20 protein-coding genes are annotated in these 24,878 nt (G+C 56.6%); 5 read left to right on the forward strand and 15 right to left on the reverse strand.

Annotation, left to right across the window (positions count from 1 at the left end; all coding sequences use genetic code 11):
* From VSS37_RS11925 to VSS37_RS11950, 6 genes are all read right to left on the reverse strand, one after another.
* On the reverse strand, nucleotides 1-3,399 hold the full coding sequence (locus tag VSS37_RS11925; RefSeq protein WP_324695514.1) for a DUF8807 domain-containing protein: 3,399 nt from the start codon (nucleotides 3,397-3,399) through the stop codon (nucleotides 1-3).
* The gene (ptuB, locus tag VSS37_RS11930; RefSeq protein WP_324695515.1) at nucleotides 3,399-4,052 is read right to left on the reverse strand and encodes a retron Ec78 anti-phage system effector HNH endonuclease PtuB; all 654 of its coding nucleotides are present in this window, start codon (nucleotides 4,050-4,052) and stop codon (nucleotides 3,399-3,401) included. The genes VSS37_RS11925 and ptuB overlap by 1 nt, the downstream gene beginning before the upstream one ends.
* A gap of 2 nt (nucleotides 4,053-4,054) precedes the next feature.
* Nucleotides 4,055-5,395 (reverse strand): AAA family ATPase, encoded by a 1,341-nt coding sequence (locus tag VSS37_RS11935; protein WP_324695516.1) that lies wholly within the window; start codon nucleotides 5,393-5,395, stop codon nucleotides 4,055-4,057.
* Nucleotides 5,392-8,931: a DUF8742 domain-containing protein gene (locus tag VSS37_RS11940; protein WP_324695517.1), complete on the reverse strand. Its 3,540-nt coding sequence runs from the start codon at nucleotides 8,929-8,931 to the stop codon at nucleotides 5,392-5,394. Before VSS37_RS11940 ends, VSS37_RS11935 begins: the two co-directional genes overlap by 4 nt.
* Nucleotides 8,932-9,045: 114 nt before the next feature.
* A complete protein-coding gene (locus tag VSS37_RS11945) occupies nucleotides 9,046-10,620 on the reverse strand; it encodes a GNAT family N-acetyltransferase (RefSeq protein ID WP_324695519.1) in 1,575 nt (524 codons plus the stop codon).
* A 137-nt stretch (nucleotides 10,621-10,757) separates the two neighbouring features.
* Nucleotides 10,758-12,575 (reverse strand): SLC13 family permease, encoded by a 1,818-nt coding sequence (locus VSS37_RS11950; protein ID WP_324695521.1) that lies wholly within the window; start codon nucleotides 12,573-12,575, stop codon nucleotides 10,758-10,760.
* 201 nt (nucleotides 12,576-12,776) lie between these two features.
* Here VSS37_RS11950 and VSS37_RS11955 point away from each other — a divergent pair, with 201 nt between their 5' ends.
* The 4 genes from VSS37_RS11955 to VSS37_RS11970 are packed head-to-tail and all read left to right on the forward strand — an operon-like array spanning nucleotide 12,777 to nucleotide 16,299.
* Nucleotides 12,777-13,412, forward strand: a complete 636-nt coding sequence (locus VSS37_RS11955) for a paraquat-inducible protein A (RefSeq protein WP_324695524.1) — start codon at nucleotides 12,777-12,779, stop codon at nucleotides 13,410-13,412.
* A complete protein-coding gene (locus tag VSS37_RS11960; RefSeq protein WP_324695526.1) occupies nucleotides 13,396-14,052 on the forward strand; it encodes a paraquat-inducible protein A in 657 nt (218 codons plus the stop codon). The genes VSS37_RS11955 and VSS37_RS11960 overlap by 17 nt, the downstream gene beginning before the upstream one ends.
* Entirely contained in the window at nucleotides 14,049-15,713 is a 1,665-nt protein-coding gene (locus tag VSS37_RS11965; RefSeq protein WP_324695528.1) for a PqiB family protein, read from the forward strand. Before VSS37_RS11960 ends, VSS37_RS11965 begins: the two co-directional genes overlap by 4 nt.
* 4 nt (nucleotides 15,714-15,717) lie before the next feature.
* Nucleotides 15,718-16,299, forward strand: a complete 582-nt coding sequence (locus tag VSS37_RS11970) for a PqiC family protein (protein ID WP_324695529.1) — start codon at nucleotides 15,718-15,720, stop codon at nucleotides 16,297-16,299.
* Here the strand turns inward: VSS37_RS11970 and VSS37_RS11975 are convergent.
* The 4 genes from VSS37_RS11975 to VSS37_RS11990 all read right to left on the reverse strand — a co-directional run bounded on the left by VSS37_RS11975 (nucleotide 16,296) and on the right by VSS37_RS11990 (nucleotide 19,446).
* Complete coding sequence (locus tag VSS37_RS11975) at nucleotides 16,296-16,868, reverse strand: YceI family protein (protein WP_324695531.1); 573 nt, start codon at nucleotides 16,866-16,868, stop codon at nucleotides 16,296-16,298. The genes VSS37_RS11970 and VSS37_RS11975 overlap by 4 nt on opposite strands.
* A 71-nt stretch (nucleotides 16,869-16,939) precedes the next feature.
* On the reverse strand, nucleotides 16,940-17,662 hold the full coding sequence (locus VSS37_RS11980; protein WP_324695533.1) for a site-2 protease family protein: 723 nt from the start codon (nucleotides 17,660-17,662) through the stop codon (nucleotides 16,940-16,942).
* A gap of 17 nt (nucleotides 17,663-17,679) precedes the next feature.
* A complete protein-coding gene (locus VSS37_RS11985; protein WP_324695535.1) occupies nucleotides 17,680-18,654 on the reverse strand; it encodes a DUF2167 domain-containing protein in 975 nt (324 codons plus the stop codon).
* Between the two features lie 72 nt (nucleotides 18,655-18,726).
* Complete coding sequence (locus VSS37_RS11990; RefSeq protein WP_324695538.1) at nucleotides 18,727-19,446, reverse strand: Crp/Fnr family transcriptional regulator; 720 nt, start codon at nucleotides 19,444-19,446, stop codon at nucleotides 18,727-18,729.
* Nucleotides 19,447-19,992: 546 nt separating this feature from the next.
* On the opposite strand from VSS37_RS11990, the gene VSS37_RS11995 reads away from it, so the two are divergent.
* Nucleotides 19,993-20,208: a hypothetical protein gene (locus VSS37_RS11995; RefSeq protein ID WP_324695539.1), complete on the forward strand. Its 216-nt coding sequence runs from the start codon at nucleotides 19,993-19,995 to the stop codon at nucleotides 20,206-20,208.
* Between the two features lie 25 nt (nucleotides 20,209-20,233).
* Here the strand turns inward: VSS37_RS11995 and VSS37_RS12000 are convergent, their stop codons facing one another.
* Genes VSS37_RS12000 through VSS37_RS12020 form a run of 5 tightly spaced genes read right to left on the reverse strand, consistent with a single transcriptional unit; the run spans nucleotide 20,234 to nucleotide 24,875 of the window.
* Nucleotides 20,234-20,731: a ferritin family protein gene (locus VSS37_RS12000; protein WP_324695541.1), complete on the reverse strand. Its 498-nt coding sequence runs from the start codon at nucleotides 20,729-20,731 to the stop codon at nucleotides 20,234-20,236.
* Nucleotides 20,728-22,530: an FAD-dependent oxidoreductase gene (locus VSS37_RS12005; protein ID WP_324695543.1), complete on the reverse strand. Its 1,803-nt coding sequence runs from the start codon at nucleotides 22,528-22,530 to the stop codon at nucleotides 20,728-20,730. Before VSS37_RS12005 ends, VSS37_RS12000 begins: the two co-directional genes overlap by 4 nt.
* Nucleotides 22,527-23,699: an NADH-quinone oxidoreductase subunit D-related protein gene (locus VSS37_RS12010; RefSeq protein WP_324695545.1), complete on the reverse strand. Its 1,173-nt coding sequence runs from the start codon at nucleotides 23,697-23,699 to the stop codon at nucleotides 22,527-22,529. Before VSS37_RS12010 ends, VSS37_RS12005 begins: the two co-directional genes overlap by 4 nt.
* A 1-nt stretch (nucleotide 23,700) precedes the next feature.
* Complete coding sequence (locus VSS37_RS12015; protein ID WP_324695547.1) at nucleotides 23,701-24,228, reverse strand: NADH-quinone oxidoreductase subunit C; 528 nt, start codon at nucleotides 24,226-24,228, stop codon at nucleotides 23,701-23,703.
* A 5-nt stretch (nucleotides 24,229-24,233) separates the two neighbouring features.
* Entirely contained in the window at nucleotides 24,234-24,875 is a 642-nt protein-coding gene (locus VSS37_RS12020; protein WP_324695548.1) for a NuoB/complex I 20 kDa subunit family protein, read from the reverse strand.
* Nucleotides 24,876-24,878: the final 3 nt, after the last annotated feature.

Below are 24,878 nucleotides of genomic sequence, written 5' to 3' on the forward strand. Positions count from 1 at the left end.
TTAAAACCCCATTCCTATCTGCTCATCAATATGCCCGGTTTCGTGCGAAGCTGCCACTATCGCGCCCCATGCGCCGATCAGTTCGTTGTAGGCGCGGGCTTCCTCCGCCCATTTCTTGCGTTCGCACAGGGTGTAGAGGTGGTAGGCGAGCTGGCGGATGGCTTCACCGCGTTCCGGCATCCGTGCGAGCAAGGCTCCGGCGGCACTTTCGCCTTGTTGGTTGAGGGCGCGGATCAGGTGGTGGGCGGCTTCCCAGACCGGGGTGCGGTTGTCGGTTTCGGGGTTCCAATCGTTGGGGTATTCGGCCCATTTGAGCAGGCGCACTTTGCCGCTGCCGGATTCGATCACGCCTGCGTCACGCACGCCGTCGACGCTGGTGCCTTTGGCGCGGGCGAGGGTGTCGGCTTCGCCGAACACGCCGGTGGCCCAGCCGTACTGGTCGAACCAGTTGGAGCAGAACAGGGTGTCGGCGTCGAAGTTGCCGCTGTCGGGGTTGAGGTAGTCGGTGATTTCGCGGTTGATCAGGATCAGGGCGTCGTGGACGCTCATCTGGCTGCCGTCCTGATTGAGCACGGCGGCGTATTGGGAGAAGATCGCCATGCCGGGGCCGATGGCGGCCTGGGCGAGGTCTACCGGGGCGATGGGGGAGTACCCCCCTCCCCAACCCTCCCCCCGCTGGGTGGAGGGGGTAATGCCGGTCATGACTTCAAGGGCTTCGGGCATTTCGCGGCGCAGTTCGCGCTGGAAGTCGCGGCGGGAAACCGTCTCGGCGTCGGCCTTGCGCTTGCGGCACACCAACACAATGCTTGACGCCAAGGCATTGGTGCCGGAACTGATCATGCGATTGCCCAGTTCGGTACGCATCGGCCAAGTGCCATCAATCGAAAATCCGGCTTTGATGACTGCCTCCAGAAACGTTTCCCAGCCCGTGCTGCTGGTGCTGTCATCCTTGGTTTCAGATTGTTTGAAGGCGTAATAAATCGAAACCGGAAAGGCCGGGTGGGCTTGCACTGCCAGATTGCCAATGGCTTTGGTCATGCCTTCCATGAAAAAAGCTTCGGCTTTTTCCTTGCTGCCATGCCGATAAGGGGTAGCTACCAGCTCTTCTGCTTTGGGAACTGCCATCGTGGCAAACAGATTCGGATAAATAGCTTTTAAAGAGCGACGCATCCAAACATAAAAGAAATCCGACAAATCCGCATAACCGATGTTGTCATAATAAGGCGGGTCGCTGGAAATCACTTTATTGGAACTGATATTCTGTGCGGCTGCATCTTGCTGCAAAGCATGGCTGGCAATTGCTGACTGCATAGAATTTAAAACGCTCACAGCCCAATCAATCCCTCCTGTAAAGTTACCTGTGGACTCAGAAAGTGGGTTAGGTTCCGCAAAGTCCCACGTCATTGGAATAGCTTGACGACCGAAAGTATTGCGCGTGCTACTTCTTGATGAGTCCCATGAACAAATCGTTGAGCCACGATCAGCCATTTTATTGATAGCAAAAGATAGATAAGATGCTACTGCATCCCCATAAGCCGTAGCCCCCATTCCTCCCGCATCAATCCCCAACTTATCCTCTTCCTCCCTCCACCCAGCGGGGGGAGGGTCGGGGAGGGGGGACGACGACACCAATACCCCCCAAACCTTCCCCAGCACTCCACCAATATCCTCCAGCACCTCCGTATTCCAAAACCGCAGCACACGAATTCCCTGCGACTCCAGCCACGCAGTACGCTCTGCATCCTTTGCCAATCCATCCACGGTTCCATGTTGAGCACCATCCAGCTCAATCGCCAGCCGTTCCGATGCACAATAAAAATCCAGCACATAAGCCCCAACCGGGTGTTGTTTACGGAAACGATAGCCATCCAACTGTTTTTTACGCAGACATTCCCACAGCAGTTGTTCGGCATTGGTCATCTGTTTGCGTAATGCGCGGGCGGCTTCCAACAGGTGGGAGGGAACTGGAGTGGGTTGCCAAGATGTTGGGTTTGTTTCCCCCCTCCCCAACCCTCCCCCCGTTGGGTGGAGGGAGGAAGAAAAGGAGGGCGAGTGGGCTTTTTTGTAGTCGGCAATGACCTTGGTTCTGGCTTCCTGCACCAAATCCGAGAAGGTGGTGAGCGCAACAAGCTGGCGGGGAGTGAAGAGGTCGCCGTAAGCATCCATCCCGTAAGCAGGCGGTGAAAACCAGCGCGGATTTTCCGGCATCAGCACTTCCGGTTTCCATGTCGGCTGCGCTGAATTGGCAACGTCCTCCATGGCAGCAATCGGTTCTAGGTAGACGCGCCCCTTTTTGCCTTCAGCCACAATAGCCATCAAGCGTTGCCCCATGTGACCGGCTTTGGCTTCGGAATAAATGTATTTCGGCTGGATGGGCGTATCGGAGAACAGGCAGTTGAAGTTGGCCCCACGCCCCAGCTTGGTGCCGTCTTTGGCTTTGGCGGGTGGTTTGCTGGTGCGGATGGCAAAACGGTATTGGTCGCCGTCGACGATGGGTTCCACCCACGCTTCCTTGCCCGCCTTGCTGGAGAGGATGAAGCTGGATACCAGCGGCACATCCACATGCGAAAACGCCGGGTTGGGGCTTTTGACAGTACGCGCCCACAGCCACGCAATCACGGTGAGCTGGTCGCCCACGTAGGGCTTGAGGTCAGGGCGCTCTTGCGCCATTGCCGCGGTGATTTCCACCTGCGGGTACAAATGCCCGATGCGCTTGAAGGCTTCCTCACGCATCCAGTGCCCATAACGGCGCACGTCTTCCGCCAAACCCCGCGCACCACTCCAGTCCTGCATGGTTTGCGTTTGTTTTTCATCGGCAGGGATTGCCCCCACCGGCGCACGCCCGGCAAACTTCGGCGGAATCTCAATCATCGCCTTGTTGATCATCACTGCCACCGGATTCAGGTCGGACGCATACGCCTCCAGCCCCAGCCGCTGCGCCTCCAGCGGAATCGCCCCACCACCGGCAAACGGGTCGTGGAAGGCTGGCAGCTTTTCAGGGTTGAACAATTCCGCCGCCTGCGGATGGTTGCGGTTCAGGTGGCAGGTTTCGCGCCAGCTTTCCCAGATGGCAGCCCGCGCCCGCTGCAACACTTCCTCGTTGTTGGTGTTCTCCCACTGCACCAGATCGCGGATGATCTGGAACAGCTTTTCGCGCTTGGCTTCGGCTTCCTTCTTGTTGACCCCAAAACCCAGTTCACGCTGATAACCGGGGTCATTCACCATCTGCGCAAACAACACCGCCCGCGCCGCCGCCAGCGGACGCCGCGCCCACCACAAATGCAGGGTGGAAGGGTGCCCGTGGCGGATGGATTTTTCGCGCGCTGCGGCAGCGTTGATGTCATCCAGAGGCAGGGCAACTTCGACGAGTTTTTTCGGGGATTTGACGGGGGTTGTCATCAGGGCTCACTTTTTAAAATGTGTTTGATCGCAGTCACAAACGGTAAATGCTCGACTGCTGCCAGCTCTTGCTGAAGCAGTTCCAGCCATTCGTCCTCAGGGAAATCGGCAGACATCGCCGCCAATTCTTCAGCGGTTTGTATGTAACCTTGCACAGCACTGGATCGCATCTGCCGTAACGCACCGTGTTGTACATCCAGATTAAAAATTCGCAGGGTTGCAGCCGCTCTATGTTGTTCTGCTGCTGATAACCCTTGCCGAATAGCAATGCTGCCATCAGATACAAACAGGAAAAAATGCTCCGGGTCTTCAAGATCCGGTTTGATCAGGTCTTCATGGGGATAAGCGTCGGATTCATCCTTATGCTTGCCACAGCTATCCTTTCGATTGCATGAGCCAAACAGGTTTGCCCACTCAAACGTTCCCTGCGGATAACGTCCCCGTTGCCGGAAATGTTCAATATGCGCCGCATAGTGCTCACCGGACATCGACAAACCATTTTCACAATAGGCACAGCGACCTTGCTGCATCTGATCCAGCTTTTCCCAGATTTGAGTTTTTTCGGCGGGTGCCACTTCATTCCATTGGTTGAGACCATGACGATAGCGGGACAAGCAGTTTGGAGCTTCTCTCGGTCGGGTCAGCTTGTGCATGTTTATCCCGCCTTTTGGGCAGGCAACTTCTTTTTCATTGCCATCAGACGGATCAGCCGATCACACTCCAGCATGACCTGGTGTTCTTTGCCAAAATGCCCGTCCAGTTTTCGACGTAACGCCAAACCGTTTTCTGATTCGTACTGGTATTGCTGAATCAATGCTTTGTATTCGCCAAGCCAACGTGCAGGGGGCACATCAGGAATGGGGTCGCCTCCCTGAATTCGCGCCAATACATCTGCACTAGGCAGGCCCTGTGTCTGTACTAGCGGCGTTTTTACAAGTGCGCGTACTTCCAGGGTATCCGCATCGACCTCTGTCTCCAGGCTACGAATACACTCAGCAGGAACGGTGGACAGCACTTGCGGGCTGTGCGTCGTAACAATGAACTGGATAGTGGGGAACGCATGTTGCAGCGAGGCAATCACTTTTTGTTGCCAGATCGGATGCAGGTGCATATCCACCTCGTCAATCATGACGATGCCGGGGGAGTCAATGGATGCCTTGTGCCCAAGCTGAGGGTTGAGTTTGGTGCAACGCCACGCCAGATCAGCCGCCAGTGAAATCATGGCGCGAACCCCATCGCTTAACAGGCTAACCGGCAAAATACCGTGATCAGGGTGCTGCATCGCCAGCTCCTCATGTTGGGAACTGTAATGGAAATTGCTCCAGCCTTCCCCCGCCAACAGGTTGTCCACGGTGGTTTTAATGTTTTCCACTTGCGCAGGCAATGTGCTTTTTTCATAGCCGGGAGTTCTCTCCTGCTGCCACACGGCCAGGGTTGCCTTCGCCATCCATTGCTGCACTTGCACGAAGCTGGAGGCAGGTGACAGGCAGTCTTCATACGCCATCGAACGGCTTTCCGACAAAACCGCCTTGCGGTTCATATTCTTGTGGGCTTTCCACAAACGTCCGGTGCCGTAATACGCCACCACCGGCAAGGCTTCATCGCTGAATTCGCGCATGGCAGCCTGCAAGCGTTTGCCGTAGTCCGTCAATTCGCTGGCATCTTTGATAGTGGTTTTGTTTTTAGGCCCCATCAATTGCCGCAGAATATGGATCGCAGGCTGCAAAAAGCTGGCTTCAATTTCCACTGGATACTGTTGTTCACTGGCAACCCGCTCCAGCGTGGAAAAATAGCGGGCATCACTGCGCTCAATATGACTGGCTTTGCCCAGATCAAACGCACCGACAAAGGTTCCCAAGGCAATCGTGGCGGCATCCAGCAGCGTGGTTTTGCCCTGACCATTGCGTGCCACGATGACAGTCAACTGTTCATGGAAATCAATGTTCAAATCGGCAAAACGGCGGAAATTTTTCAGCCGCAATGTTCTCAATATCATAGGGTTTGCTCCGGTGTCACAGCCTTGGAGAGTAGGTCGTTCAAGTCATAGTTTATACTGGAAACCCCAAAGTCAGGTTCGGTGGTAAAGGGATTGGGGATATAAAGCGGCCGCTCATGATTGTTTCCATCCACGATCACTACCGCCAGCAAAAACTTCTCTGCCTGATTCAGCGCGTAAATGATTTCATTACGGCTGACCGTGATGGTCGTTTGTCCTTTGGCGCGCCCTTTGACCTCAATGTGCCGGTCAGCGCGGATGGAGCCGTCAGCATTGATGGGTGGGCGGGAGGTAATATCCCAACCGCATTTGTCGGCGGATACATCGCGCACGCTGAAGCCAAAGCCCTGTTCGGCGGCAATCACTGCATTCATCGCCACCTGTTCCACGCGGGCGCGGGCGGCAGCATCCACGGCAAACGCCGTTTCACCCTTGCGGTAAGCCAGCAAGCCTTGAGGAATGATCAGTGCGCCGCCCATCACCACCGGCGTGCTGGACACCACGTTTTTCATCGCTTCCAGTTCCCGTTCACGCTGCTCCAGCCGGGCAGTGAGTTCTTCCGCCCGCCGCCGGAACTGTTCGGGAGCCACGCGCGGTTGCTTGCCTGCTTCCACATCCGCTTTTAGCTTGACATAGCGGCTTTCCTGATAGCCGATCTCCTTCACCAGCCGCTCACGCACAGCAGCATGAATCTTGCTGGCTTGTCGCTGGCGGCGTTCCCTGATTTCGGCGTAGTGTTCGGGAACCAGCGCCTGTGAGGCATGATGCAAGGCCAGCGTATCCAGATTGTTGTTTAGCCATGTGGCTCGCAGGATATCGCCCACCAGTTTTCGGTCGTATTCATTGATCGGCTGCAAATCCAGATGCGGTGCCCACCCGGCATGGCTGGCCTGACCTTGCTCATCAATCGCCACAAACTGCAAGCGACGCGAAACCACTTTGGCATTATCGCCTGCTTCCCGCACCACATGGTCAATCATGAACAGCACTTTGGGCGTTACGCTGTCATCGTTCGGATCAACCAGTACCGCGCCCTGTTTGAGTTTGGGGCGGTGTGCTTCCAGCACCAGATCGGTGGAAGCGTGCATCAGCGGATGTGCGGGGTGGATCAGGTCAGCCATCGGCTTGCCGGTCTGACGCACATGCTGTTTCTCAAAGCAGATGCGCTCGTACTTGCGCAGCACCGGGGTACGGGTTTCGCCAATGATGCGGTCACGTTCACGGATGGCGGCAGGTACATGCCGTACCTCAAAACGCCCGGTTTCGCGTGAGCGCATTTCACCGCCCAGTGTTTTGAATGCCTCGGTGAAAAAGGCGCGGATAAAATAGGGCTGGAGCTTGCGGGCTTCGGCCTTTTCCATCTCCTCCCGCACGGCATACAGGTCGGCCAGTGTCATGTGCTGTTCAACCAACGCATTGCGGCGCAGGATTTCTTTCAGGTGATCGGCATCCAGCGCCCCTTCAATGACCTGGTGCATACGATCCCGCACATCCTGGCGTTCACCGTAGCGAATTGCGTCGATCAGCAAGTCTTTGAGGGAAACGTTGTCGAAAGCCTCGCCCAATACATCGAATACCTTGCCTCCCAAAGCTGCGCGCTCGGTTTCGATTTTCTCGAACAATTTTTGGAAGACCGCACCTTCACGGGTTTCGTGCGCCACCAGATTCCACAAATGACAGACTTCGGTCTGGCCGATACGGTGAATCCGTCCGAAACGCTGTTCCAGCCGGTTCGGGTTCCACGGCAAGTCATAATTGACCATCAGATTAGCGTTTTGCAGGTTGACACCTTCTCCGGCGGCATCAGTGGCAATCAGCACCAGCACTTCCGGCACATTGCGGAATTCTTCCTGAATCTTGCGGCGTTCATCACGGTTGGTGCCGCCAGAGATGACCCGCACGGCCTCTGCATTGCCCAGCATGTCACTGACGCGGGTACGCAGGTAGTTCAAGGTGTCCTTGTGTTCGGTAAAGATGATCAGTTTGCGGCGCTGGCCGCCTGTGGTGTGCATCTCCGGCTTGTCCTGCAACAAATGGGAAAGCTGCTCCCACTTCTTGTCATTGCCGGAATGCACCAGCGTTAATGCCTGTTGCTCCAGGTCGCGCAGACTGAGGATTTCCGCTTCCAGTTCGGGGATGGTTTCCGCTGCGGTGGCTTGATCCACCACCTGATCCGCGTACAGCTCGTATTCTTCGGCGCTGAGTTCTTCATCCAGCTCGTCGTAATTGTCCGGTACGTCGATGCGGCGTTTGACGTGATACTCTTCCAGGGTTTCCGCCACTCCATCACGTCGGGAAGCCTTGCCACGCGCTTCCAGCTTAATTTCTTCCAGGCGTTGTTCCAGCCGTTTGCGGCGCCGTTTGATGGATTGGTAAATGGCTTCCGGGCTGGAGGCCAGACGGCGTTGCAACTGGGTGAGGGCGAAGCCGACAGTGTTCTTTTTCTTGCCATTGAGTTTGTCCGCCCGGTTCATTTCCTCACGCACATAGGTCGTCACCTGCTCATACAGGCTGGCTTCCAGAGGGGAAAGCTCATAATTGGCAGTATAAGCGCAGCGTTCCGGGAACAAGGGAGTGCCGTCAAATTTGAGCAGTTCTTCCTTGACCATACGCCGCATCATGTCGGAGACATCGACCTTGTGCGCACCTTCGCGGAATTTGCCATAGAAACGGTCGCCATCCAGCAACGACAACCAAATTTGGAAATCTGCTTCCTTACCGTTATGGGGTGTTGCCGTCATCAGCAAAAAGTGACGGGTAATGGCACCCAGCATTTCACCTAACCGAAAACGTTTGGTTTTCTTGATCTCATTGCCGAAGTAACTGGCGGAAAGTTTGTGTGCCTCGTCAACGATGATTAAATCCCACTCGGTCAGGCGCAGTTTTTCCTGGTATTCCTCGTTACGGGAGAGTTGGTCAAGGCGGCAGATCAGCTGATTGGTTTCATCAAAATAATTGCCGGATGCACATTGTTCCTGTTTTTCCCGGCTGAATATTTCGAATTGCACACCAAATTTTTCCAGTAATTCATCCTGCCATTGTTCGGTCAGGGAACCGGGGGAAATGATCAGTATACGTTTGGCATCCGCCCGCATCAGCAGTTCGCGGATCAGCAAACCTGCCATGATGGTTTTACCTGCGCCAGGGTCGTCAGCCAGCACAAAACGTAGCGGTTGCCTGGGAAGCATGGCTTCATACACAGCGGAAATTTGGTGCGGCAGCGGATCGACATTCGAGGTATGCACTGCCATCATGGGGTCAAACAGGGCGGATTGGGAGATGCGCCAAGCTTCCAGCCCTAATTTAAACGCTTCACCATCAGCATCGAAAGCCCACTGGCGACCCACCTGAGCCAGTTCCAAGCGTGCCTCGTCAGAACGAAACAGCATCTGTTCGCTTAATCTGCCCCGGTTGTCTTTATAGTACACGGTGGCGGCAGACTCGCCGACAGGCTCTACCTGAACAATGCGGACAATTTCATTCGCCAGAATGCCACGAATTTGTGCATCCTTTTTGATGTCTTCGAGTTTGAGCATAGTTCGTGTGTCGATTTAGAAAGCGTTGTGAAGCCAAGTGAAGCAAGTTATCTATGGGACATCTTTCAAATGGCCCATAGGGGGAGATGAGGTTATCCAAGTTGGATAATGAAGCTATTTTCCCTGCCAGCGCACATGGTAAAGGTCATGCCGCCGGTCGCGCAGGTTCTGCACTGTGCCGCTGTGGCGGGCGGTCAGCAGGGTTTCCGGGCGCAAATCCGCAATCGCCACCATTTCGGTGTTGGGGGTGGTGTCAGCGGCTACCCCGTCGCGGGCAAACGGCAGGTCGCAAGGGGTGAGGATGCAACTTTGCGCATACTGGATGTCCATATTGGCCACGTTCGGCAGGTTGCCGCAGTTGCCGGACATGACCACGTAAATCTGGTTTTCGACCGCGCGCGCCTGACAGCAGTAACGCACCCGCAGATAGCTTTGGCGTTCATCCGTACAGAATGGCACGAACAGGATTTGCGCGCCTTGGTCGGTCAGGTGCCGCGCCAGTTCCGGGAATTCCGAGTCGTAGCAGATCAGCACGCCAATCGGGCCGCAGTCGGTCTGGATGACATCCAGTTCGCTGCCGCCTTCGATATTCCACCACCAGGCTTCGTTGGGGGTGGGGTGGATCTTGGCCTGGGCGTGGATGCTGCCATCGCGCAGGAACACATAGCAGATATTTTCCACCCGTCCGTTTGGCATCCGCGTCGGGTGCGAGCCGCCGATGATATTGATGTTGTAGCGCAAGGCCAGGTCGCGCATCGCTGTCTTGAACTGCGGGGTATATTTGGTGAGGGCTTCGATCGCCTGCACCGGGGTGAGTTCCTGCGATTCCATCGACAATAATTGCAGGGTGAACAGTTCGGGGAACACCACGAAATCGCCCTTGTAATCGGCCACCACATCCACGAAGTAGCGCACGATGCCGATGAATTCCTCGAAGGATTCCACCCGGCGTTGTTTGTATTGCACAGAACCAACCCGCACGCTGTCCGGCACCCGTGAGCCGTAATGTTTCCGCTTGCCTGTTTCATCCGCCTGCGGGACTTTGGGGTTGCGCCAGATCAGGTGGACGCCGTAACCCAGCGACTGTTTGTCGGCGTCGAGGTAGTGCGGGATGAGGCCGATGATTTCGAAACCGTTGCGCAACTGGAAGGAGAGCACCGGGTCGTGCTGCTGTTTCTTTTTGACGGCGTCCACGTAGGCTTCGACGCTGCCGAAACGCTTGATGCGGTTGGCCAATGTCGGCAGGCGCCCGCCGAACATGATGCCGCGCAATTTCAGCTGCTCTGCCAGATGCTTGCGGGCGTTGTACAGGCGCTGGCCGATGCGGTAGCCACGGTAATCCGGGTCGACGCACACTTCCATGCCGTACAGCCATTCGCCTATCGGGTCGTGGGTGGAGGCGTAACCGTTGCCGGTGACTTCACCCCAGGAGTGGCGTTTCATCCCATCCTCCTCGCTGACCCGCAAGGTGGCGCAGTAACCGATGACTTTTTCACCCGCCACCACCACGAACTGGCCTTCCGGGAAGTGGTTGAGCTGGCCGGTCAGCACCGGCTCGGAGTAGCCATACATGCCGGTGCCAGCATAGGCGCGGTCAGACAGTTTGGATATTTGCGGAATGTCGGCGACGGTGGCGTTGCGGACTTTCAACTGGGTTTTGGGGTTGGAGAGGGTGTTGGAGGACTTCATGCTGGGTTCTTTTCCCTTGTGTAGTCGAGGAATCAGTGTGGTTGATTGTGGCCAAGCCAGCCCATGATTGCAAATCTGGCAAGGGGGCACTTATTTCAGCAGCCATTGGGGTTCCTTGTCTTATGGGGAACCCATGATTATGGCAAATAGTAAAATAGCGGCAACAGCAAACTGTAAGCCAGCCACATGATCAAGGTCAGCGGTAGCCCGACCCGCACAAAATCCATGAATTGGTAATTTCCCGCCGCCATGATCAGCAGGTTGGTCTTGTAGGCCATCGGCGTCATGTAGCTCATGTTTGCGCCGAACAGCACGGCAATGACGAACGCTTCCGGGCTGAGTTGCAGCTCATTGGCGATATTGATGGCAATCGGCGTGCCGATGACGGCGGCAGCGTTGTTGGAAACCACATTGGTCAGGATCGCCATCAGCAGGATCAGCCCGCTGATGATGACGGGTGGCGGCGCGCCTGCCGCCAGTTTCAGGAATTGCGCAGCCAGGAATTCACTGCCGCCAGTCACTGTCAGGGCGTGCCCCAGCGCAAGGCTGGAAGCCACGATCATGATCACCGGCAGGTTTAATCCTTGGCCCACATCTTTCCAGTCAATGCAGCGGGTCACAATCATCAGCAATACCCCGGCAGTGGCGCTGATGGCGATGGGCAGGATTTTCAGCGCCGCCAATAGGATGACGAGGAACATGATCAGCAATGCCAGCGGAATTTTCTTTGAGTGGGGCAAATCGGTCTTGCCTGCCAGGACGAAAAAATCCTCCATGAATTCCAGGTTGTTGATCCGCTCGCTGCTGCCCTGCACCAGCAGTATGTCGCCCAGTTGCAGCTTCAGGTTGCCCAAGCCGTGCGGCATGGACTGGATGATATGGCCGTCACGGTGCACCCCCAGCGCGACCAGGCGGTAACGGTCTACAAAGCCCGCCGATTGCAGGCTTTGCCCCAATAACGGGGAGCGTTGGTGGATGAGGATTTCGGCCAGTTGCTGCTTGCCCTCCATGATGAATTCCCGGCCAGCAAATTCAGGGTCAACCGGATGCAGGCCAGCCCCCAGCAGTTGTTCAAAGCGCTTCAGGCGTTCGGGGGTGTCATGCACCAGCAGGCGGTCATGGGCATGGATGATGGTGTCAGGCAAGGGGACAAGGCCTTCATGGGTGTCACGGCGGATAAGGCTGATGCGCATTTCCCCGTCCGTTTTGGCAATGGCTTCCTGCACGGGCTTGCCATCGGCGAAGCTGCCGCCGGGGATGTGCAGATGTGCGGTATAGATACGGTTGATGTTGTGGGAGGCGTCCACTTGGTGGCTGGGCAAGATGCGCGGGGCGACCAGCCACAGGAACGCCAGGCCAATGCTGCCAGCAATGGCGGCGGGCAGGGCGAAGTCGAACATTTCAAAGGTCGACATGCCCATTTCCGAGGCCACGCTCACCACCAGCAGGTTGGTGGAGGTGCCGATAGTGGTGCCCATGCCGCCCAGCAAGGTGGCGAAACCCATTGGCATCAACAGGCCTGCGGGTGAATTGTTGGTGCGCCCGGCGACATTGAGCAAGACCGGGATCAGCAGCACAACGATGGGGACATTATTGATGAAGGCGCTCAACAGCGCCGACAGCAGCAACGTCAACAATAGGGAGAGCATTGGGCGGCGGCCCCACAGTTTCGCCAGCCCGAAACCCAGTGGCTCCAGCGCCCCGGTGCGCACCAGCCCTTGCCCCATAACCATCAGGGCGCATACCGCCACCAGCGCCTCATGGCCGAAGCCGTAGAAGAAATCGACCGGACGCACCACGCCTTCCGCCGTTTCATAGGGGAACACTTCGAACCCAACCGCCAGGGCGGCCAGGATCAGCAAGCAGGAAGTTGCCAGCGGTATACGTTCCCGGCTGAACAGAAACAGGGCGAACACAGTCAACAGCAAGACAGCGATGGCGTGATTGTCCGGCATTTGCCTCTCCCTCGGTACGGATTCATTCCTGCCTGAATATAGGGCTGGGAAGCCGCTGTTTGCAACAGCCGCCGCCTTTGCCGAAGTTGCTCGGCTTTGCCTGGGATGACGCAGAATGGCCGTTCCACTATACTGTCCCGGTCGAGTCCGGGAGAGCCGCGATGCCTGATGCTGGCGATAAGCCATTGCCTACGTTGTTTGATGAATAATCGTATTGACATTGCTTGCCATGATTGTGGCCAGTTGCATCGCTACCGCCCGATTGAACCCGGCAAGGCAGCGGCTTGCACCCATTGCGGGGCGGTGATCTACCGTAACCGCCCGCATATGTTCGAGACGGCGCTGGCGTTGACGGTGGCGGGGCTGATCCTGTTTCTTATGACCAATGTGTTTCCCCTGATCGGTTTGCGTGCGCAGGGCGTGGAGCAGGAATTGCACCTGTTCGGCGCCAGCTTGGCGTTCTGGAACCAGGAATACCAGGTGCTGGCGGTGCTGATAGTGCTGAACATCATTATTTTTCCCCTGTTTGAGCTGTTGTCGCTGTTGGTCGTCACCCTGACCGTGCGTTTCCGCTGGGAATCGTCGCTGGCGATCTTCCTGTACCGCTGGATGCGCGAACTCAAACCCTGGGGGATGCTGGAAGTGTTCATGCTGGGCGTGCTGGTGGCGGTGGTCAAGCTGGGCGAGCTGGCGACCCTGATTGTGGACACGGCATTCTGGTCGTTTGCGGGGCTGATCGTGACCATGGCGGCGGCGACGGCGACGCTCGACCCGTTCACAGTCTGGCGTGAACTGGAGAAAACCAAAGGCGGGAGCAGGCATGGCCACCAGCCGTGAAGCGCAAACCGCCAATGAGGCGGGCATGGCCCAGTGCCGGGTCTGCGGCTGCCTGAGCAGGCTGCCCGCGCACCTGGAAGGGCATGAGTCCATGTTTTGCCCGCGTTGCCGCGCCCCCATCCATTTGCAGGAGCACAACAACAGTGTGGAAGTCACCTGGGCGTTGCTGATCGCTTCCGCCGTGCTTTACATTCCCGCCAACCTGTTGCCGGTGATGAGCGTCTACATGCTGGGTCAGGGGGAGCCCTCCACCATCATTGGTGGTGTGTTGCATCTGCTGGAAGCGGGACAGTGGCCGCTGGCGGTGATCGTGTTCGTCGCCAGCGTGTTTGTGCCGCTGCTGAAACTGTTCGCCATCAGTTTCCTGCTGATCAGCATCCAGCGCCGGTCACGCTGGCGTCCGCATGAGCGCATGCTGTTGTACAAGGTGACGGAATACATTGGCCGCTGGTCGATGGTGGATGTGTTTGTGATTGCGATCCTGACCGGCTTGGTGCAGTTCGGCACCTTCGCGCACATTGACACGAATGTCGGCACCTTGTCGTTTGCAACGGTCGTGGTGCTGACCATGTTCGCCGCCCGCACGCTGGATGCGCATTTGATCTGGGATATTTCCCGCCAAGAGGAGCATGTTGCATGAGCGACGCCAATGGACAGCCTGAATTCCTGCCGGAAGTGGAGGTGCGCGAACAGCGCTGGCCTTCGCCGGTATGGTTGATCCCGCTGACCGCCATCCTGATAGGCCTGTGGCTGTTGTTGCAGGCATGGTACCAGCAGGGGCCGACCATCACGGTGCAGTTCAACAGCGCGGAAGGCATTGAGGCAGGCAAAACCGAAGTGCGCTACAAGGCGGTGACGGTGGGCAAGCTGCGCAAGCTGCGCCTGAGCGACGACCTGCAAACCATTGAGGCGGTGATCGACCTGAACAAGGAAATTGGCCGCCATCTGGGCAGCGACGCGCGTTTCTGGGTGGTCAGCCCGCGCATCAGCCGTTCCGGCGTTTCCGGGTTGAGCACCTTCTTTTCCGGCACCTATATCGGCATGGATCCGGGCACCAATACCGACGACCTGAGTTTTTATGTGGGGGAAGACCGCCCGCCGGTGATTGCGCCGAGCGAAAATGGCCGCCGCTTTTTCCTATTGTCCAATTCACTGGGGTCGATGGATGTGGGCGCGCCGGTTTTCTATAAGCAATTGCAGGTCGGTGAGGTGATCGACTACCAATTGATGCCGGATGGCAGCCAGGTGCGGCTGGAGGTCTTCATCCGTGACCCTTATTACGAGTATGTGCATTCCAACAGCCGTTTCTGGAATGCCAGCGGCGCGGAATTCACCATGACATCGGCGGGTGCGGAATTCCGGATGGAGTCGCTGGCCTCGTTCCTGATCGGCGGGGTGGCTTTTGAAACCCCAAGCTCTTTGCTGGCGGGTGATGTCAGCCCGGAAGGGGCGAGCTTCCCTTTGTATGGCCGTTACGCCGACACCCAGGAAAAGCAGTTCACCCAGCGGTTATATTACGTGATGTATTTCAACGGTTCAGTGCGCGGCCTGACGGTGGGGGCACCGCTGGAATACGAGGGCATTCCGGTTGGGCAGGTTGAAAACATTGACATCCGCCTGGACCGGGATTCGCTGGATGTGCGGGTGCCGGTGCTGGTGTCCATCCAGCCCCAGCATTTCGACAGCGCCATTACCCTGGCGGAAGCGGAAGAGGCGATGCGCAAGCTGGTGGAAAAAGGCCTGCGCGCCCGGTTGGAAACTGCCAGCCTGTTGACCATGCAGAAAGTGATCACCCTGAGCATGGAAAAGGATCCGAAACCGGCGCAGATCGTCAAGACCCAGTTTTACAGTGAGTTCCCGACCACCGGCGCGGCATTTGAAAACTTGCCACTGATGGCGGCGGATGTGATGGCGAGCCTGGAAGACACCCTTGATGGCGTCAACCGGCTGGTCAACGGCGGCAAGCTGGACAAGGCGCTGGATCAGGTGAACGCCGTGCTGGCGGAAACGGAACAGGCCATCAAAGCCGCCAAGGAAGCCATGCGCACGGTGGACAAGGACACCCTGCCCGGTGTTTCCCGTGACATCAACCAGATCACGGTGGACTTGGGCAAGACTTCGCAGAAAATCCAGGAATCCATGTTGCAGATTGACCGCCTGACCGCCCGCAACTCGCCCACCCAGCAGCAGTTGCAGGAAATGCTGGAAGAGTTGACCGCCGCCTCCCGTTCGGTGCGCAGCCTGACCGAAACCCTGCAACGCCAGCCTGCGTCATTGCTGCGCGGCAAGAAAGGAGAATGATGGCATGTTGAAGAATTTGCTTCCGGTGGCCTGCTTATTGTTGCTGGCGGCCTGCTCCAGTAGCCCGACGCTGTACCACACCCTCGCCGCTGACCCAGGCAATGTCGCAGTGGCCGCTGATGTTTCCCAGCGCATCCACAGCCTGGGGGTGGGGCCGGTCAAGCTGCCGACCTTGCTTGACCGCGAAGGGATGGTGGTGCGCAAGGATGCGACGACGGTGGAAGTGTCTGACACGCACCTGTGGGGCGGGCAATTGGAGGACGAATTCCTCAGCGCCCTTTCCCAGCAATTGCAGTGGCGGCTGCCCGCCACGCGGGTGCAGACAGTCCCTTGGGAACTGAGCCAGACCCCGCAATATCAGGTGGAAGTCAGGCTAGACCAGTTTGACGGCATGCCCGGCGGCAAGGCGGCGTTACGCGGGTTATGGCGGTTGCAGGCAGGCGCTGACGGCAAAATCCTCACCACCGAACCGGTGGCGCTGGAGCGCAAAACGGCGGAGCCGGGTGTGGCGGGTGTGGTCAAGGCGCAAAGCGCGCTGGTGGCCGATCTGGCCAACCAGATTGTGCGCAGCCTCGCCGCCCGCTAATCCTGCTTGACGAAGCTGAGGAAGAAGGTGACAGGCACGGCATTGCTGATGCTGCTGACGGCACCGATTTCCCGCAGTGTGGTCAGCCCGTTCGCCAAGTCAAAGGCCGCTGCATCCAGTATGATCGGGGCCACGGTGGAAACCTGCACGGTATCGCCGACATCGGCCAGGGCGACCAGCGCCGGGACTTCTTTTTTCACCCCATGCAAATCCAGTGTCACCGTAATGGGTTGGATGCCGGGTTTGACGCCGGTTTTGGTCAGGTCAACGCTGACGGTGGCGGTGGGGAAAGTGTTGGTTTCAAACAGGTGGTCGCGCATGCGGATGTTGCGGATATCGATATTGGTTTCCACGCTGCCCAGGTCAATGTTGAGGGTTCCCTGCCCGGCGGCGGTGATGACGCCGGAAAGCTTTTTGAAGGTATGGGGTTCCGCAATGTTTTCTTTCTTGATTGAGACGAAGTAAAGGGCTGATTTGTTTTTGTCCAGCACCCAGTCGGCGCAGGCAGGGCCTGACAGCAGGGCGAAGGCAAGGATGGGGCTGGCGGCAAGTGTTAACAGCTTAGGCATGGTAAGTGTCCTCTCCTGATTGGGGTTGGCGATGGCGCGCTGGCGCGGGCATCTGACAATACCGATTGTAGTTAGAAGCTGGAAACCGGGGCTAGCATTTCATGCACGTCGTGGGTCATGATGGCGAGAAATGTGGCAAGACCAATGTAGTACAGGGCGTAGGTGATCCGCAGTTCCGGCTTGACGGTGTAATACGCCTGGTTTTCCGGCGCTTCCGGGTCGAAATTCCAAGCGCGCATGACTTGCGGTGCCGCCAGAAATGCCATCAGGATCAACATGGGGCTGGGATAGTAAAAAAACATGCCGATCAGGACTGGCACACCCAGCAGCCAAATGCGTGGGCTAAGGATTGCCGTGATGCGCCCGCCGTCAAACGGGGACAGCGGGATTAGATTGAATAGGTTGATGAAGAAGCCTGCATAGGAAAGGGCCAACAGCAACTGGCTGTCAAAGCTGCGGGCGGCGAAATAGCAGGCGAAGGCGGCGAGTGTGCCAGCAAACGGCCCAGCGAAGCCCACATACGCCTCGGTTTCTGCATTATGAGGCATATCCTTCAGCTCCACCCAGGCACCAATGAAGGGGATGAACGTCGGTGCCCCCACATCCAGTCCCCGTTGCCGGGCGGCGATGTAATGCCCCATTTCATGGACGAAAATGAGGCCGACAAAGCCGACAGCGTATGGCCAGCCAAACACCAGCCCGTAGGCGAACACGGAAATCAGCATGGTGCCGCCCGTGGTCAGCACCTTGCCGAGTTTGCCTGCCGAAATCAGGTAAAAAAGCAGTTTGCCCATACTGGGGCTCCCTTGGTTCAGAGATTGGCGTCAGCGCCCTTGCGCCAGAATATTTTACGCAGAAAACCACCGCCGCCAAACAGTACGATGGCTCCCAGTTTCCAGAATTTAATCAGAAAGGCGGAAAGCACCGCCAGCAACCCCAGTTTCTTGGCGGCGACTCCGGCGACCAGCGCCGCCAGGCCATATTCCGCCACCTTGTCAGTGTCAGCATTGAAGTCGCTGTAACGCTTGCCGGTGTTGAAGTCCAGGTCGGCGAGCAGGGACTTGGCGGTTGGTTTCAGGCTTTCCACTGCGTCCACATCCGTGACCAGGTTCATGCTGATATAGCCTTCGCGCCCCAATGCCAGGGTATTGTAGTTGATGCCGTTCACCATGTCGGCGGGTTGCCCTTTGTCGCGGGATTCGATGGACCAGACCAATTGGCGGGCGCTGGCGTTGTACTGGGGCTTTTCAATCCAGCCCACCACTTCCATGGCGGGTATGCCGCGCGCTTGGCGTTCCTCGTTGCCAGCTTCCGTGCCTGCGCGGATGCTGGAAAGCAGTTCGTCGGCGTTCCAGTTTTTGGCGTCGTCGTCCTTGATATAGCCAGCGTTCTCATAGCTGACCACCATGAACCAGTCAGCGGTTTCATCGTGCTCGCCTTTAGGCACAATCATGCCCTGCGTTTGCGCAGAGGGGGTGTTGCCCATGGCGTTCAGCAGGTTCCTGGCTTCATGGGCAGGGATAAAGCCATAGCCTTTCGGCAGATTGAGGGTGGCTTGCCCTGCCACCGGGATTGCTTGTGGGCCTGCTTGCAATGCTTTGTGGGCGGCATCGACGGCAAAGTCCAATTCTTGCAGCAAGGCTTCTTCTGCTTGGGTGGGGGCCGGTTGGCCCATATCACTGTGTTGGGAAGGCGTGGCCGAACCCGCTGCGTGGAGCAGGGGAGCCGCTGATAACATGCCGAGAAGCAAGAGGTAGGGCAGCAAAGTGCCTGATTTCTTTTCCATCGTTGATAGCCCGTTAGTTATTTTAAGGGCAAATCTTAACCTGATTTTATCGTTTATAAAACCATTAGCTTGTTAAATTCCGTGACTAAGCAGAGTTTTTAGGCCCTCAATATCGACCAGTTCAATTTTATGGTCGTGGAGCGCAATCAGATCCTGTTTCGCCAGGTTTTTGAGGATGCGGGATAAGGTTTCAGGCCGGACAGACAGGCGTGAGGCAATCACATGTTTTGGCACATCCAAGGAAATAATATTGCAATAGTCAGGATGTTGGTGCGTTTCCAGCAGAAAATAGATCAGCCGGAAGGTGGCGTTATGCAGGCTCAAGCGGTCCACTTCATCCAGCAGCCACTGGATACGCTTGCTGAGTAGGCCCATAACGTTGAAGCACAGCAGGGGGGACTCGTTCAGGAACGCCAGGAACTGCACCGCCGGGATGCCAAGCACCTCCGCCTGCTTCAAGGCGGCGGCGTTCATATGGCACCTATTGCCTTCGGTGAACAGCATGGCTTCGGCGAAATTCTGGCCGGGGGGAATGATATTGATGATTTTTTCGTGGCCATCGGCTGTCAGGTGAAACAATTTGATGCAGCCGGAAAGGCAGATAAAGACTTCCTGTAAAGGCTCATCCTGGCGGAAGAGCATTTCACCTTCCTTGAGATAATGGGTTTTGGAATGTTGGAGCAGGATAGTGAATTGTTGGGGCGAAAATGCCTGTAGTAAGGGGGTGTGCCGTAACAACTCAATAATGCGGGTTTTAAATGTTATGGGGGGATTTGCTGGTTGGGATTTCATGTCCCCTGTTCCTCCTCTCCTAAAGCAGGTCGAGTGTAGCCCACATCCGCCAGGGATGTAAAACCTTCTGCTCCGTTTGCCAGTGCCCTGGTCTTTGGGGATACCCTGCCGTAATCCGCGATCTGCTTGATGTGTATCAAGGCCTGGTTCAGGTTGGAATGTGTAGGGTGTAAATGCCACTTTGCAATAAAGTTGGCTGAAAATTAAAGTAGAGAGAGGAAATCGTCATGGAGAGGGCTGCAATTGCATCCAATAATTCCGCAGTCAATCGCCGCAAGTATCACAGTTAGTCCTTGCCGCTGACCGGGTAAACCATAAGCGTGCTAAACGCCGGGCTTGCATGGGTAGGCTCGGCGTTTATTTATTTAGGCTATTGATCGTATGACCATTTGGTTTAAGGGCGATCCTGATTGATATAAGTCAATACCTGTTAGAAGTTTATACTTTACTATGATAAAAGCTTTAGATGGAGACTGGCGGTTGTGGAGACCAACCGTGGGCAATATTGAAAATATTAAATTAAATTAACCAGTTAGGAGAGAGAGGATGGCTATTGGCAAAGCAGTGCAGCGCGGCACGTTGATTTATATTTACGATCAGGAGGGTAAGGCCATAACCTCCATTTCCGCGCCCAGCCGCTGGCCGACGGATGGGCTGAAAGCCTATACCGCGAGCGACATCAGCGTGCAAAAGGGATCATTGCTTTATAGTTACGACAAAAACGGACGGCAAACAGGCATTGCGCCCGTAATGGCGGAGTAACGTACATCAGCAACCCGCATAGCGGTCATACCCCGCCGCTATGCACCACTTCATAATAGACTTTTTCCAACTCGTTCTTGTGTTTGGTCTCTTCATTAGCCAGATACAGGAACAGGTCATGAATCGGCCCTGGCTGCGTGCTTTGCGCCAGTGCGTGGTATTGCTCCATGGCGGCATGCTCACGCATTAACGCGTATTGCAGCACAGCCTGATCATCCGGTTGTTCGCCAAGATCAGGCAGGTGGATGCAGTCGGAGAACTTGTGGTCGTTGACCGGGCGTTCGATCTCCGCTTTCAGTTGCTCATCAATATCGCTGCGTTCCGCCAGGCCAGTGAACAGGTCGAAATGGCGTTGCTCTTCTTCCGCCAGTTCGTCCACCAGCCAGCGGATATTCTTGCGTACCTTGGGAGCCAGGGCGGTATAGAAATCACGTGCAGTGCGTTCAAACTCAGTGGCGATTTCCAGAATCTCTTGCAGGGTGGTTTTGCTTTTGAGCCTTTCGATATTGGCTTCACTGCTCATGCTGTTACCTCCTGTTGAGCAAATACGCTGTCGATACTGGCCGCGACCCGGTGACCGTCGGCTACGGCGTTGATAACATCCGGCCCTTTGACGCAATCGCCTGCTGACCATAACCAGGCTTCGGATGTACGTCCATCATGGTCAATCTGAATGCGGCCACGGTTCCAGTCCAGCCGTTCGGTGAGCTCATCGCCGAGGATACTGACATCCGCCATCTGACCAATGGCTTCAACGACCATTTCGCCTTCATGAACCTGCTCGTCAGCTTCATCGTATTTGGGGGCGAAGCGGTGCTCTTCATCGAATATCGACAGTACTTTCCAGGTTTTCAGGCCAACCAGCTTGCCGCTGTCGTCGAACACGCATTCGCGTGGGCCACGGCTGTCACGGATGTCGATCTGTTCTTCCAGCGACTCTTTCACTTCCACCGGGTCAGCGAGGAAATGCACACGGTCTTCCAGCGCGGTCAACGTGATATTGATATTGCCGTATTGTTGCAATTGCAGGCGGGCCATGCTGCGGGCGATATCCATCGCCACATTGCCGCCGCCGATAACGACCATGGATTTAGGTACGTCAACTTCTTCACCGGCCGTAATCTGGCGCAGCAGGTCAACGGCTTTGCGTACCTGCGGATGATCGGAACCAGGAATCCGGGTGGAACGGCCCAAATGCAGGCCAATCGCCATTACCACGGCGTCGTAGTCGTTTTCCAGTTGCTGCATGGAAATGTCCCGACCAACACGGTGGTTGTATTTGATATCCACACCCATGGCGGTAATCACGGCAATGTCTTTGTCCAGCGCATCGTAGGGCAGGCGGTATTCAGGGATGCCGTAACGGGTCATGCCGCCGCCTGCTGCCTGTGCTTCGAATACGGTGACTGCATGGCCTTTGCGCGCCAAGTCGAATGCAGCAGTCAGACCTGCCGGGCCTGCGCCGATAATGGCGACTTTTCTGCCCGTTGGGGCGGCTGGTTTGCCAATCAGCTCCAGCACCCGTTCCTGCGGAACCTGATCGATGATGTGGCGCTTGAGCCAGCGAATGGCGATTGGGTCACCTTCATGGCGTGCCGCGCAGGAATCTTCGCAGCGGTGGGTACAAACGCGCCCGCAGACTTGTGAAAACGGGTTGGTTTCGTACAGCAATTGCACGCCCAGGTCGTAATCACCCTCGCGTACCGCCTTGATGTATTGAGGAATCGACATGTGCGCAGGGCAGGTGGCGATACACAGCCCGCAGGACACACAGCGGTCTGCTTCCAGCTGCGCCTGGGCAATATCGTAGCCTTTGACCATCTCGACGAAGGAATCCATCCGCTGCTCAGGATGAAGTTCCGGCATCTCAATGCGTTCGCCAGGCGTCAGGTGCTTTTCTTCGTGGCGGCGGTAACCCAGTTTGGAATCATCCCAGGGTTTTTTATCCACGCCGGGCATGTACAGGAATTTGTCCGGGTCGATTTCCACCCATTTGTATTCATTGGACATGCTGAGTGAGGCGGTCATGCACACGTCCACGCACAAGGCGCACCAGCAGCAGCGGCCGTAGTCGATACGTGGGCGCAAGCCAGAATCGCCTTGGGTCGCAGGAATACCTTCCACCGGCAGCATGTCGATGGCACCATTTTGGCAGATGGCTTCGCAGGTGCCGCAGCCGATGCATTTTTCCAGATCATTCTGGTGGAAGCCGCGATAGCGGGCGGAGCCGGGGCGGTCATTGAGCGGGTCTTTGATCGTCACCGGCTCGCGGAACAGATTTTTCCACGCAGTAAACGGGGAAAGAACGTCACGGATACTCATCTTTCGATCTCCGGTGGATAAGTGTGGAGCGACACCAGCAAAGCGGCGACGTCGGAAATATTGGCGTTGACCACCATCCGTTCAAACAGCGCGATGGAATGCGTGTAGGACGGGCCGCGCACATTCACCCGGCGCGGATAACCGCTGCCATCGGTGACGAGGTAATAGCCGTATTCGCCACGGGAGCATTCCCCGCGAACATAGGTTTCACCACGCGGAATCTTCCAGTGCAGGACATTCGGCAGTGTGGTCATGACTTCGCCGGTTTTAGGCATTTTCGCCAGAATCTGCCGGATCAGGTCGATGGAGAGCAGGGCATCACGGCGGCGTACATCGGCACGGGTGAAAATGTCGGAGTCCTTACCGGTTACTGGTTCGAAATCCAGCTCGGGGTAGACCAGATAAGGGTGATCCTTGCGCACATCGTTGGCAGTGCCAGCCGCCCGCGCATTCGGGCCGGTAATACCGTAAGTGTCGATCCAGCCAGGGTCGATCACGCCGACGCCTTTAGTGCGTTTCTTGAACACGGCATTGTGGAACATGACCCGCTCGACATCGGCCAGCGTGCTTTCAAATTCCTGCAAGGTTTCTTCCATACGGGCAGTGAAACCTTCCGGCAGCCGGTCACGTACCCCGCCAGGGATGATGAACATGTGGTAGATACGGGCACCGGTCAGTTCCTCGAAACGATCCAGCATCAGGTCGCGCACGTAGGTCGTCCATTGGCCGATGACGCCCTGGCCGAGTGCACCCGCTTGTCCGCCGAGGTACATCATGTAGCTGTTGATGCGGCCCATTTCCAGAATCAGGGTGCGTATCCACTTCGCCATTTCCGGGATTTCCAGCCCGGCCAGTTCTTCGACGGCGGCGGCGTAGCAGTATTCGTTGAAATCCGGCTCGGGTACGCAGATACGGCAGACAATGGGGAAACACTGCATAAAGGTGCGGCGTTCCATCAGTTTTTCAAAGCCGCGATGCAGGTAACCGACGTGGGTGCGGCCTTCGACCACTTCGTCGCCGCACACGGTCAGCTCGATCGACATATTGCCGGTAATGCCGGGGTGCTGCGGGCCTTGCCACAGTTTCAGGTATTTACCGGAGGTGAGGTCGATGTCCAGTGTGCCGTCGGCTTTTTTCTGCGGGTACTGGCTGCGGTCTAATTCGAACATATCAGTCGTCCCCGTAAAGTTGTTTTTTCATGTGCGCCGCCGGGTCGTGGGTCTCACGGCCAGGCCGGTCACGGTAAGTTTCCCGCGCATATTCCAGCGTGTCGAAATCACGCCGGTAGGGTGGGGTGTTGTGCCAGCCTTCCAGAATGAATTCTTCATCGATGCGTGGGCTGCCGGGGAAATCGATGCCGAACATTTCATACAGTTCGCGCTGATAAGTCGCAGCAGCAGGCCACAGGTCGTGAATGCTTTCCATCGTTGCCGGGTCGCGTGGAATCATCACCCGCAGGCCAATATCCTGGCATTTGGGGCGATTGTGCAGCAGATAAGTCAGCTGGAACTGCTCATCCTCAATCCAGTCGACGGCGGTCAACAGCACCAGATGGGTGAAGCCTTCGTGGTCGCGCAGGTAGCGCAGCACGGCGTACAGACGGATGGCGTCCACGCTGAGGAAGGCCAGATCGTCACGCTGTTGGGTAAACTCGCCTAGGGCAAAACGTTGTTTCAGAGTGTCGTATAGTGCCTGCATAGCCATCACCAGTTGTAATCCGGCATATCCCAGTCATAGATGACGCTTTTCTGGTTTGCCTTGTACCAATCGAAGTTCTCGGCATACTTGTTAGCGCCTTCCGCCTTGCCTGCACGGATGATTTTTTTCAGTTCCTCAAACCCGGCCAGCAACGCTTCGGGGCGTGGCATACAGCCGGTGATGTACAAGTCGACCGGCAGGTAGTCATCCAGCCGCTTGATGGTGTTGTAGGAATCCCAGTACATACCGCCATTGATGGTGCAGGAACCTAAGCCCACCACGTATTTCGGGTTCTGCATCTGCTCGTAGGAACGGATCACGCGCTTGAGCGTTTTCACTGACAGATAGCCGGAAATCACGAACAGGTTGGCTTGCCGTGGGGTAGGCCGCCACTGGATGCCGTAGCGGTAGGCGTCGAAACGTGGCGTCATCAACGGGCGCATTTCAATTGCCCCACAGCCGGTGCCGAAGCCCAGAATCCACAAGGATTCGGAACGCGCCCAGTTGAACAGCTTTTCGACGATTTCGGTATAGGCCGCCGTTTGTACCGTCGGGCCTGCCTGACAGTAGTAATCCTGTAGGGGATTGATCTCAATCTCCTGGCCATCAGGCGTTTTGACGACGCGTTTGAGTAATTCTTCTTTCATATC

Source organism: Candidatus Thiothrix phosphatis, assembly GCF_035668035.1.
In the GTDB taxonomy this organism is placed as follows: Bacteria; Pseudomonadota; Gammaproteobacteria; order Thiotrichales; family Thiotrichaceae; genus Thiothrix; species Thiothrix phosphatis.

Coding starts and splice junctions, on each gene's coding strand:
- VSS37_RS11965 (WP_324695528.1), top strand. CDS start 14,049: ATGAGCGACGCCAATGGACAGCCTGAATTCCTGCCGGAAGTGGAGGTG.
- VSS37_RS11975 (WP_324695531.1), bottom strand. CDS start 16,868: ATGCCTAAGCTGTTAACACTTGCCGCCAGCCCCATCCTTGCCTTCGCC.
- VSS37_RS12010 (WP_324695545.1), bottom strand. CDS start 23,699: ATGTTCGAATTAGACCGCAGCCAGTACCCGCAGAAAAAAGCCGACGGC.
- VSS37_RS11940 (WP_324695517.1), bottom strand. CDS start 8,931: ATGCTCAAACTCGAAGACATCAAAAAGGATGCACAAATTCGTGGCATT.
- VSS37_RS12000 (WP_324695541.1), bottom strand. CDS start 20,731: ATGAGCAGTGAAGCCAATATCGAAAGGCTCAAAAGCAAAACCACCCTG.
- VSS37_RS11995 (WP_324695539.1), top strand. CDS start 19,993: ATGGCTATTGGCAAAGCAGTGCAGCGCGGCACGTTGATTTATATTTAC.
- VSS37_RS11960 (WP_324695526.1), top strand. CDS start 13,396: ATGGCCACCAGCCGTGAAGCGCAAACCGCCAATGAGGCGGGCATGGCC.
- VSS37_RS11985 (WP_324695535.1), bottom strand. CDS start 18,654: ATGGAAAAGAAATCAGGCACTTTGCTGCCCTACCTCTTGCTTCTCGGC.
- VSS37_RS11945 (WP_324695519.1), bottom strand. CDS start 10,620: ATGAAGTCCTCCAACACCCTCTCCAACCCCAAAACCCAGTTGAAAGTC.
- VSS37_RS12005 (WP_324695543.1), bottom strand. CDS start 22,530: ATGAGTATCCGTGACGTTCTTTCCCCGTTTACTGCGTGGAAAAATCTG.
- VSS37_RS11990 (WP_324695538.1), bottom strand. CDS start 19,446: ATGAAATCCCAACCAGCAAATCCCCCCATAACATTTAAAACCCGCATT.
- VSS37_RS11970 (WP_324695529.1), top strand. CDS start 15,718: ATGTTGAAGAATTTGCTTCCGGTGGCCTGCTTATTGTTGCTGGCGGCC.
- VSS37_RS11935 (WP_324695516.1), bottom strand. CDS start 5,395: ATGATATTGAGAACATTGCGGCTGAAAAATTTCCGCCGTTTTGCCGAT.
- VSS37_RS12015 (WP_324695547.1), bottom strand. CDS start 24,228: ATGCAGGCACTATACGACACTCTGAAACAACGTTTTGCCCTAGGCGAG.
- VSS37_RS11925 (WP_324695514.1), bottom strand. CDS start 3,399: ATGACAACCCCCGTCAAATCCCCGAAAAAACTCGTCGAAGTTGCCCTG.
- VSS37_RS11980 (WP_324695533.1), bottom strand. CDS start 17,662: ATGGGCAAACTGCTTTTTTACCTGATTTCGGCAGGCAAACTCGGCAAG.
- VSS37_RS11955 (WP_324695524.1), top strand. CDS start 12,777: ATGAATAATCGTATTGACATTGCTTGCCATGATTGTGGCCAGTTGCAT.
- VSS37_RS11950 (WP_324695521.1), bottom strand. CDS start 12,575: ATGCCGGACAATCACGCCATCGCTGTCTTGCTGTTGACTGTGTTCGCC.
- VSS37_RS12020 (WP_324695548.1), bottom strand. CDS start 24,875: ATGAAAGAAGAATTACTCAAACGCGTCGTCAAAACGCCTGATGGCCAG.
- ptuB (WP_324695515.1), bottom strand. CDS start 4,052: ATGCACAAGCTGACCCGACCGAGAGAAGCTCCAAACTGCTTGTCCCGC.